This window comes from Streptantibioticus silvisoli, from assembly GCF_027947535.2.
GTDB classification, from domain to species: Bacteria; Actinomycetota; Actinomycetes; order Streptomycetales; family Streptomycetaceae; genus Streptantibioticus_C; species Streptantibioticus_C silvisoli.
Window position 1 is genome coordinate 22,626 of record NZ_JAAGKO020000072.1, and the last position, 9,552, is coordinate 32,177.

The window sequence follows — 9,552 nt, forward strand, 5'->3', positions numbered from 1 at the left end:
TTCTTACGTATCATTAGCGCTCGTGACGACCGAGCTGCCCCTGGACCAGGTACGGACCCTGCTCGCCGCGGTCGACGAGGGCACCTTCGACGCGGCGGCCACCGTGCTGCACGTGACGCCTTCGGCGGTCAGCCAGCGGATCAAGGCGCTGGAGCAACGGGTCGGCCGGGTGCTGCTGCAACGGACGAAGCCGCTGCGGCTGACCGATTCGGGCCGGACCGTCGCCCGGTTCGCCCGGCAGCTGGCGTGGCTGGAACGCGACACGCTCGCCGAGCTCGGGATGACGCCGGCCGGCGAGCCGTCCCGGGTGACGATCGCGGTGAACGCCGACTCGCTGGCCACCTGGTTCCTGCCGGCGCTGGGCCGGGTGCCGCAGGACGCGCGGATCTGCTTCGAACTGCGCCGCGAGGACCAGGACCACACCACCGCGCTGCTGCGCGAGGGCCTGGTGATGGCGGCGGTCACCTCCTCGCCGGACCCGGTGGCCGGCTGCTCGGTGCGGCGGCTGGGCCGGATGCGGTACCGGGCGGCGGCGGCGCCGGCGTTCGTCGCCCGGTGGCTGGCGGGCTGGCCGGCGACGCCGCTGGGCGAGCTGCTGACCGGGGTGCCGGTGGTGGTGTGGGACCGGCGCGACCGGCTCCAGGACGCCTTCGCCGACGCGGTCACCGGCGGGACCGGCGCCGGGACGCTGCGCCACCACGTGCCGACGTCCGAGGGCTTCCTGGACGCGGTGGCCGCCGGGCTCGGCTGGGGCATGGTCCCGCAGGCCCAGGCCGCCGGCCGGCTGGAGCGCGGCGAGCTGGTCGACCTGGCGCCGGACCGGCCGGTCGACGTACCGCTGTACTGGCAGCAGTGGCGGCTGGACTCCCCCACCCTCACCGCCGCCGCCCGCGCGGTCGCCGAGCAGGCCGCCACGACGCTCGACGACGGCTGACGGGCCCGCGTCAGCCGTCAGGCGGCAGCGCCGGCAGGTATACCTCACGCCGCTACGTCCAACGCCGCCTGCCGCCGCATCGCGGAAAAATCCGACCGAACCCGGGCCGGGCGGGCACGGAGGGAAAACCCGGGCCAAAGGTGGTTTCCTGGTGTGACGGGCAGGCCGGGCCGTCGGAGGGTGAAGCGGGACGCGAATGGGCGCATGGCGGGTGACGACGGGCGACGGCGAGGGACTGCCGTTCGGCCCGGGAGCCGTTTCCACCGCGGAACTGGCCGACGACGGGACGATCACCGCGTGGGGGCCTTCGGCGCGGCGGCTGCTGGGCTACGACGCGGCGCAGGCCATCGGGCTGCGGGCGAACCGGCTGCTGGCGGACGGAGTGCGCGTCGAGGGCCTGGTCAGCCGCTGGTGCCGGGACGGGGACACCGGGGAACTGGCGCTGCGGCACCACGAGGGGCACACGGTACGGGTACGGGCCCGGGTCAACGAGATGCGGGACGCGGACGGGGAGCTGCGGTGGATGGTCACCGCGCTGCCGTCGGCGGAGGCCGTCCGGCGGGACGTGGGCCGCTCGGTACTGGCCGGCCTCGCCGACCGCACGTCCATCGGCCTGGCGGTACTCGACACCGACCTGCGGTACGTGTGGATCAACCCGGCGCTGGAACGCATGGGCGGCGTCCCGGCCGGCGCGCGGTACGGGCGGCGGATCGACGACGTGCTGCCCCGGCCGGCCTCCCGGAACGTGATGGGCGTGATGAAGGAGGTCATGCGCACCGGCAGGCCGGTCAACGACTTCGAGTACCACGGCCTCACCGACGCCTCGCCGGACCGCGAGGTGGCACTGTCGTTCTCCTGCTTCCGGCTGGAGGACTCGGCTAACCGGGTGGCCGGCGTGGGGTACGCGGTCATCGACGTCACCCCGCGGTTCCGGGCCCGCGAGCGGCTGAAGCTGCTGGACGAGGCGAGCGCCCGGATCGGCAGCACGCTCGACGCGGTCCGGGTGGCCGGCGGGCTGGTCGCGGTGGCCGTCCCCCGGTTCGCCGCCTCCGCGGCCGTCGACCTGCTGGACGCCGTGGTGACCCCGACGCCCTCCGCCGACGACGCCCCGGCCCCGCGGGCGCTGCGCACGGTGGCCGACTCCCCGCCCCCGGCCAACGGCGGCGGTCCGCTGCTGCTGATCCCGCTGCGGGCCGGCGGCCGCAACCTCGGCCAGGTCCGCTTCCTGGGCCGCGCCGGGCAGCCGTTCGAGCCCGACGACATCACCCTCGCCCAGGAGCTGGCGCAACGGGTGGCCACCTGCGTCGACAACGCGTCCCGGTTCGAGCGGGAACGCACCGCCGCGCTGGCCCTGCGGCGCAGCCTGCTGCCCAAGGACGTGCCGCGCCAGACCGCGGTCGACGTGGCCCGGCGCTATCTGCCGGCCGCGCAGAGCCAGGTCGGCGGTGCCTGGTACGACGTGATCCCGCTGTCCGGGGCGCGCACCGCGCTGGTCGTCGGGCAGGTCGCCGGGCACGGGCTGGCCGCAGCCGCCGGCATGGGACGGCTGCGGACCGCGGTGCAGACCCTGGCCCGGATGGACCTGCCGCCCGGCGAGCTGCTGGCCCACCTCGACGACATCGTGGTCGGGCTGCACGAGGAGTCCAACGACACCGACACCGACCCGGGCGGCACCTGCCTGTACGCGGTCTACGACCCGGTGGCCCAGCGGGTCAGCCTGGCCAGCGCCGGCCACCCGCCGCCGGCCGTGGCGCTGCCGGACGGCACGTCGCGGTTCCTGGAGTCGAGGACCGGTCCCGCGCTCGGGCTCGGCGCCGGCCTGCCGTTCGAGACGGCGGAGTTCCCGCTTCCGGAGGGCGGCCTGCTGGCCCTGTACAGCGCGGCGCTGCCCGCGGCGGACGGCGGCCGCGAGGGCCTGCGGCGGGCGCTGGCGGCCGGCGAGGGCTCACCGGACGAGGTGTGCGGCGCGCTGACCGGCGGGCTGCCCCGGGTGCCGGGCAAGGACGACGCGGTGGTGCTGGTGGCGCGGGCCCGGGGGGTGCCGGAGGACCGGGTCGCGGTCTGGGACGTGCCCCTCGAACCGTCGGCGGTCGCCCGGGTGCGCGCGGACGTGGCCGGCCGGATGGCGCGCTGGGGCCTGCGCGACCAGTCGTTCCCCACCGAACTGGTCGCCAGCGAACTCGTCACCAACGCGATCCGCTACGGCCGCCCGCCGGTACGGCTGCGCCTCATCCGCGAGACCAGTCTGACCTGCGAGGTCTTCGACGCCAGCGACACCACCCCGCACGTGCGGCGGGCCGCCGCCGACGAGGAGGGCGGCCGGGGCCTGTTCCTCGTCGCGCAGCTCACCGAACGCTGGGGCACCCGCTACACCGCCGAGGGCAAGACCGTCTGGTCGGAGCAGCCGCTCTCCACCCCGGACGACACAGCGGACACACCGGACGCGCCGAACGGGCCGAACGCGGCAGACCCGCCCGGCACTCCGGACGCGGACGCTCCGGAGGCCGAAGGGCGGGACAGTGACGGGCGGGACGGCGACGGGCGGCGCACCGGCGCCGACGGCCGGCCGTTCACCGGGGTGCCGCCGTCCCGGGGCGACGGCACCCGGGGAGCGGCCTGAGCCTCGCCGCCGGGACCGTGGCGGGAGCCGGTCGGCGGGGCCCACAGGCGCGTTCGTACCGCGCGGTGGACGGATCGCGGATTCGCACCCATCCGCCGCACGGCCGGCGCCGAATACCCTGTGCCGGAAGCTGGACGGCGGCCGGATCGGTTCGCCCGGAGGAAGGACGCGTTGATGGCGGGCACACCCGAGATCGGTGACAAGGTGGCGGACTTCGCGCTGCCGGGCGGCGTGGCGGACGGCGAGGGCTTCAGCCGGCGGGAGTACCGGCTGTCGCAGGCGGCGGGGCATCCCGTGGTGCTGGCGTTCTACCCGGGCGACGACACCAGCGTGTGCACCAAGCAGATGTGCTCGTACTCCACGGGCCTGGAGCGGTTCGCCGGGCTGGACGCCGAGGTGTGGGGCATCAGCCCGCAGGACGTCGACAGCCACGAGTCGTTCGCCCGCAAGTACGACCTGCGGATGCCGCTGCTGGCGGACACCGGACGCGAGGTGGCCCGCGCGTTCGGGATCGCGGTACCCGGTCTGGGTCTGCGCCGGGCGGTGTTCCTGGTGGGACCGGACGGGGTGCTGCGCTGGAAGCACGTGGCGCTGCTGGGCGCCACGTTCCAGTCGGTGGACACGCTGACCCAGCAACTGTCAGCACTGTCCGCCGGCTGATCCCGGAGGGGAACAGCGGGGGGCGCCGACCGGATCGGGGCCGGCGCCCCCCGCGCCCCGCCGGTGAGGGACGCCGACGGTGGGAACGCCGCCCGGGGCACTCCGTGGGCGGCGCGGCCATGAGCGGCGCACGGCGGACGCCGCCAGTACCGGCACCGACCGGGCCGCCTGCTCGTCGACAGCGGTATGCGTCACGAAAACGGCGTGGGCGGCGGCGATCCCACGTAATACGCAACGAAGCACCCGGGCCGCAGCAAGCCGATGCGAGCCCACGTATTACGCAACGAAAGCACCCGGCCAAGCGTAAGTCGACACACGTCGCAGGCCGACGTACGCGTCACGAAAACGGCCGGGCCGACGCAGGCCCACGCACGCCGCAAGCCGACGTATACGTCACGAAGACCCCTCCGCCACCCCGTTCCCGCGGAACCCGTTGTCAGCGCAGGCGTCGTCCTGCCGGGTCGGCGGCAAGACCGTGCCGGTTGGCGGAAACTTTCAACCGACCCCTGTCCGGGGCCCCCTGATGGGCACTAAGTTTCAGCAGCGGTCCGAAGGACCCGAACCTGAAACTCCCTCACCCCACTCGGGAGCACCCATGGCGAACCACGACCACGCGGCCATGCCGCGCCGCAGATTCCTCGCCTCGGCCGCCGCGATCGGCATCGGGGCCGGTGCGGTCATCATCGGCGCGGCCCCGGCCCAGGCCGCCGTCCCGGAGCCCAACATCTTCGACACGACCGCCTGGGACGCGCGTCCGCCGTCCTCGCCGGTCGTCCTCGCGGGCAACAACCCGAACAAGATCATCGTGCACCACACCGCGTTCGCGAACACCCCGGACACCGGGGAGTCCGGCTCGTTCGCCATCGCGCATCAGATCCAGGACCTGCACATGGACACCAACGGCTGGATCGACTCCGGCCAGCACTTCACCATCAGCCGCAGCGGCATCGTCATGGAGGGCCGCCACCGCAGCCTGGAACGGCTGCTGGCGGGGAGCGACATGGTGGTCGGCGCGCACACCGTCGGCCAGAACAGCCAGGGCATCGGGATCGAGAACAACGGCACGTACACGTCGGTGGCCCCGCCGGCCATCCTGTACGACAGCCTGGTCAGCATGTGCTCGTACATCTGCTACCAGTACAACCTCTCCCCGACCCAGATCTTCGGCCACCGGGACTTCAACGACACCGAGTGCCCCGGCGACCAGCTCTACGCGATGCTCCCCCAGCTGCGTACGGACACCGCGGCCCGCATGTGACGGCCGGCGTGCCGCGGGGCCCGGTCGTGGGACCGGGCCCCGCGGGCGCCGTTCAGCCGGCGCCGGCCGCGCCGCCGGGGTCGCCGTCCGCGCCGGGGGTGTCGGCCCCGGTGGGCAACGGCGGCTCGGCGGTGAGGCGTTCGGCCTCCTCGTCGGTCATCAGGCGCGAGCGGATCAGGAACCGCACGCCGTCCGGCGCCTCCAGGGAGAAGCCGGAGCCGCGGCCGGGCACCACGTCCACCGTCAGGTGGGTGTGGCTCCAGTAGGCGTACTGGTCCGCGCTCATCCAGAACGGGACACCGTCGCCGACACGGCCGAGCAGCACGTCGCGCGAGCCGACCCGGAACTCGCCGAGCGGGTAGCACATCGGGGAGCTGCCGTCGCAGCAGCCGCCGGACTGGTGGAACATCACCGGCCCGTGCTCCCCCGTCAGCCGGTCGACCGTCTCGCGGGCGGCGGGCGTCAGGGTGACCCGCTCGACGCGCGGCATCAGAAGAACCCGAGCTTCTTGCCCGAGTAGCTGACCAGCAGGTTCTTCGTCTGCTGGTAGTGGTCGAGCATCCGCAGGTGGTTCTCCCGGCCGATACCGGACTTCTTGTAACCGCCGAACGCGGCGTGCGCGGGGTAGGCGTGGTAGCAGTTGGTCCACACCCGGCCCGCCTTGATGGCCCGGCCCAGCCGGTACGCGGTGCTGCCGTCCCGGGTCCACACGCCGGCGCCGAGGCCGTAGAGGGTGTCGTTGGCCAGGCGCACCGCCTCCTCGACGGTGTCGTAGGTGGCCACCGACACCACCGGGCCGAAGATCTCCTCCTGGAAGATCCGCATGTCGTTGGTGCCCTTGAAGATGGTCGGCTCGACGTAGAAGCCGCCCTCGTAGCCGTCGACCGTGCGGCGCCCGCCGCCGGTGAGGATCTCGGCGCCCTCCTGGGTGCCGATGTCGATGTACGACAGGATCTTCTCGTACTGGTCGTTGCTGGCCTGGGCGCCGATCATGGTCGCCGGGTCCAGCGGGTCGCCGCCGGTGATCGCCTTGGTCCGCTCGACGCAGCGGGCCATGAACTCGTCGTAGATGGACGCGGGGATCAGCGCGCGGGACGGGCAGGTGCAGACCTCGCCCTGGTTGAGGGCGAACATCACGAAGCCCTCGATCGCCTTGTCGAGGAAGTCGTCGTCGGCCGCCATGACGTCCGGCAGGAAGATGTTGGGGCTCTTGCCGCCCAGTTCCAGGGTGACCGGGATGATGTTCTCGCTGGCGTACTGCATGATCAGCCGGCCGGTGGTCGTCTCACCGGTGAACGCGACCTTGGCCACCCGCGGGCTGGACGCCAGCGGCTTGCCCGCCTCGGTGCCGAAGCCGTTGACCACGTTGACCACGCCGGCCGGCAGCAGGTCGGAGAGCAGGTCCATCAGCAGCAGGATGCTCGCCGGGGTCTGCTCGGCGGGCTTGATGACCACGCAGTTGCCGGCCGCCAGCGCGGGGGCGAGCTTCCAGGTGGCCATCAGCAGCGGGAAGTTCCACGGGATGATCTGGGCGACCACGCCCAGCGGCTCCTGGAAGTGGTACGCGACGGTGTCCTCGTCGATCTGCGAGATCGACCCTTCCTGGGCGCGCAGCACGCCGGCGAAGTACCGGAAGTGGTCGACGGCCAGCGGCAGGTCGGCGGCGAGCGTCTCGCGGACCGGTTTGCCGTTCTCCCACGTCTCGGCGACCGCCAGCTTCTCCAGGTTCTCCTCGATCCGGTCGGCGATCCGGTTGAGCAGCACCGAGCGCTCGGTGGTCGACGTGCGGCCCCACGCGTCGGCGGCGGCGTGCGCGGCGTCCAGGGCGAGTTCGACGTCCTCGGCGCTGGACCGGGCGACCCGGCAGAACGTGCGGCCGTCCACCGGCGACGGGTTGTCGAAGTAACGGCCCTTGACCGGCGCGACCCACTTGCCGCCGATGAAGTTGTCGTACTGCGCGGCGTAGCTGACGATGCTGCCCTCGGCGCCGGGCTTCGCGTAAACCATGGGCTCTCCTCGCAGGGTGACGTACGCGGCGGCCCGTCCCGGCCGCCGTGCCGGGGCCATGGTGACGCCGAGAGGTTGGCGAAAGGTTGGCGCGCGACCACGCGACCACGCGACGCGCCGCCCGCGGGGGCCGGTCACGTGCGGGGCCGGTTGCCTGCGGGGTGCCGACGGTTCAGCCGGTGTACGTGACGGTCGGTCGGTGTACGCGACGGTTCGATCGGTGTACGTGACGATCGGTCCGCGTACGCGACGTATCGGCCGGTATACGTGACGATTCAGCCGGTGTACGCCACGTTCGATCGGTGTACGCGACGATTCAGCCGGTACACGCCACGGTTCAGCCGGTATACGTGATGATTCAGTCGGTGTGCGTGGCGGTCAGGCGGGCCACGACGGGGGCGCGGCGGGCGTCGAGCGGGTCGAGCAGGCCGAGGGCGCGGTGGTGCATCTCGGCGTCGTGCGGTACGCGTTCGCCGTAGCGGACCGCGTCGTCGGCCGATCCGGCGGACAGCACCGCCTCGCGGAGCGTCACCTCCAGGTGGTCGCGCCACACCCGCACCCCCGGCGCCTCGGACCGGGGCAGCAGCGGACCGCGGCGCAGCCGTACCGCCCGGCCGGTGTCACCGCGGCGCACCGCGTCCAGCAGTTCGACGGCGTCGCAGGCCACCGGCCGGGTCAACGCGTAGGTGCGGGTGGCGAGGTGGCCGTCCAGGGCGCGGCGCAACCGGGAGACCTCGGCCTTGAAGGTGGAGGCGCTGACCCGCCGGTCGCCGTACAGCGCCTCGCGCAGCCGTTCCGGGGTGAAGCCGTCCGGTTCCAGGGCCAGCAGCGCCAGGATCTCCACCTGCCGGGGCGGCAGCGCCAGCCGGCCGCCGCCCCGGGTGACGGCGGCGCCGCCCAGGCACTCCAGGCGGACGGCGGGCGCGGCGGCCGGGGGCGGCGCGGCGGACGGCAGCCGGTCCTCGATGGCGGTGACCAGGGTGCGGACGGTGGACATCGCCAGCGGGTGCGAACGGTCCCAGGTGGTCGACAGGTCCAGCACGCCCAGCACCCGGCCGTCCGGGCCGGTGATCGGCGCGCAATAGCAGACCCAGCCGTGCAGCGCCTCGACCAGGTGCTCGGCGGAGAAGACGCTGTGCGCGCGGCCGGTGCGCAGCGCCAGCGACAGCGCGTTGGTGCCCATGGCGGCCTCGTCCCAGCGACCACCGGGCGCGAAGTTGACGCGTTCGGCACGGCGCCGCATGACACGGCCGCCGCAGGTCCACAGGATGGTGCCGGTCCCGTCGGTGACCGCCGCGACGAACCCGGCGTCGTCGGCTATGGTGCGCAGCTCGCCGGCGAGTTCCTCCACCGGGCGGCGCAGCGGCGAGTGCGACCAGCGGCCCTGCACCGCACCGCCCTCGAAGACCGGCGCGCTGTCCCGGCCGGGGTCCACCGAGCCGAGCGAGCGTCGCCAGGAGTCGGCGACCTCGGGCCGCACCCGGCTCGCGGCGCCGGCACCGCCGACCGGCACCCAGCGCGACCAGGCGTCCTCCAGCACGGCGCGCCGCTGCCGCAAATCCGCGCTCATGATCATGACGCCCCCGACTTCGTCGTCGCTCGGCCGATCCTCCCCATTATGTGCGGCTGCGCCGCGTGACGGCACCCTGACGCGGCGACACGACGACGATCGCCCCACGGCGGGCCCGCCGACGGCCGGGCAACGTTCACCGGTCACGTTCGCCGACGCGCCGGTAACGCCCACCGCCGCGTCCACCGCTGCGTCCGCCGCCGCCCCAACGCCCGCCTCCGCGTTCGCCATTCGCGGATGCTCCCACCACGCCCGCTGCCGCGCCCCTCCAGACGCTCGCCACCATCGCCGCCGCATCCGCCGTCTCGCTCAACGCGCCTCCCAACACGCCCACTACCGGGCTCACTTCGCCCACCCCCGCATCCGCCACGACCGCCAATACGTCCACCTCCGCCCTCACTTCACCCACCCCTACGACCGCCAACGTGCCCACCTCCGCCCTCACTTCACCCACCCCCCGGTGCGCCAACCCGCCCCCCACCCCCTCCCCCCCCCCATCCCCC

Annotated in this window: 7 protein-coding genes; 4 read left to right on the forward strand and 3 right to left on the reverse strand. The window is 73.8% G+C overall.

What is annotated here, in order from left to right; all coding sequences use genetic code 11:
- Positions 1 to 22: 22 nt before the first annotated feature.
- The 4 genes from POF43_RS31005 to POF43_RS31020 all read left to right on the forward strand — a co-directional run bounded on the left by POF43_RS31005 (position 23) and on the right by POF43_RS31020 (position 5,472).
- On the forward strand, positions 23 to 934 hold the full coding sequence (locus tag POF43_RS31005; RefSeq protein WP_271323008.1) for a LysR family transcriptional regulator ArgP: 912 nt from the start codon (positions 23 to 25) through the stop codon (positions 932 to 934).
- 196 nt (positions 935 to 1,130) lie between these two features.
- Positions 1,131 to 3,554, forward strand: coding sequence for a SpoIIE family protein phosphatase (locus POF43_RS31010; protein WP_282704880.1), 2,424 nt, complete (start codon positions 1,131 to 1,133; stop codon positions 3,552 to 3,554).
- 174 nt (positions 3,555 to 3,728) lie between these two features.
- A complete protein-coding gene (locus POF43_RS31015) occupies positions 3,729 to 4,214 on the forward strand; it encodes a peroxiredoxin family protein (RefSeq protein WP_271315437.1) in 486 nt (161 codons plus the stop codon).
- 595 nt (positions 4,215 to 4,809) lie between these two features.
- The gene (locus tag POF43_RS31020) at positions 4,810 to 5,472 is read left to right on the forward strand and encodes a peptidoglycan recognition protein family protein (protein ID WP_271315436.1); all 663 of its coding nucleotides are present in this window, start codon (positions 4,810 to 4,812) and stop codon (positions 5,470 to 5,472) included.
- A 52-nt stretch (positions 5,473 to 5,524) separates the two neighbouring features.
- Here POF43_RS31020 and POF43_RS31025 read toward each other — a convergent pair whose 3' ends face one another.
- The 3 genes from POF43_RS31025 to POF43_RS31035 form a co-directional block, all read right to left on the reverse strand.
- The gene (locus POF43_RS31025; RefSeq protein ID WP_271323006.1) at positions 5,525 to 5,962 is read right to left on the reverse strand and encodes a DUF779 domain-containing protein; all 438 of its coding nucleotides are present in this window, start codon (positions 5,960 to 5,962) and stop codon (positions 5,525 to 5,527) included.
- Positions 5,962 to 7,479, reverse strand: coding sequence for an acetaldehyde dehydrogenase ExaC (exaC, locus tag POF43_RS31030; protein WP_271315434.1), 1,518 nt, complete (start codon positions 7,477 to 7,479; stop codon positions 5,962 to 5,964). Before exaC ends, POF43_RS31025 begins: the two co-directional genes overlap by 1 nt.
- 358 nt (positions 7,480 to 7,837) lie before the next feature.
- On the reverse strand, positions 7,838 to 9,049 hold the full coding sequence (locus POF43_RS31035; protein WP_308217781.1) for a transcriptional regulator: 1,212 nt from the start codon (positions 9,047 to 9,049) through the stop codon (positions 7,838 to 7,840).
- Positions 9,050 to 9,552: the final 503 nt, after the last annotated feature.

Bases quoted from the DNA above. Each gene is read 5' to 3' on its own strand.
- POF43_RS31010 (WP_282704880.1), top strand. From the start codon at position 1,131: ATGGGCGCATGGCGGGTGACGACGGGCGACGGCGAGGGACTGCCGTTC.
- POF43_RS31015 (WP_271315437.1), top strand. From the start codon at position 3,729: ATGGCGGGCACACCCGAGATCGGTGACAAGGTGGCGGACTTCGCGCTG.
- POF43_RS31020 (WP_271315436.1), top strand. From the start codon at position 4,810: ATGGCGAACCACGACCACGCGGCCATGCCGCGCCGCAGATTCCTCGCC.
- POF43_RS31025 (WP_271323006.1), bottom strand. From the start codon at position 5,962: ATGCCGCGCGTCGAGCGGGTCACCCTGACGCCCGCCGCCCGCGAGACG.
- exaC (WP_271315434.1), bottom strand. From the start codon at position 7,479: ATGGTTTACGCGAAGCCCGGCGCCGAGGGCAGCATCGTCAGCTACGCC.
- POF43_RS31035 (WP_308217781.1), bottom strand. From the start codon at position 9,049: ATGAGCGCGGATTTGCGGCAGCGGCGCGCCGTGCTGGAGGACGCCTGG.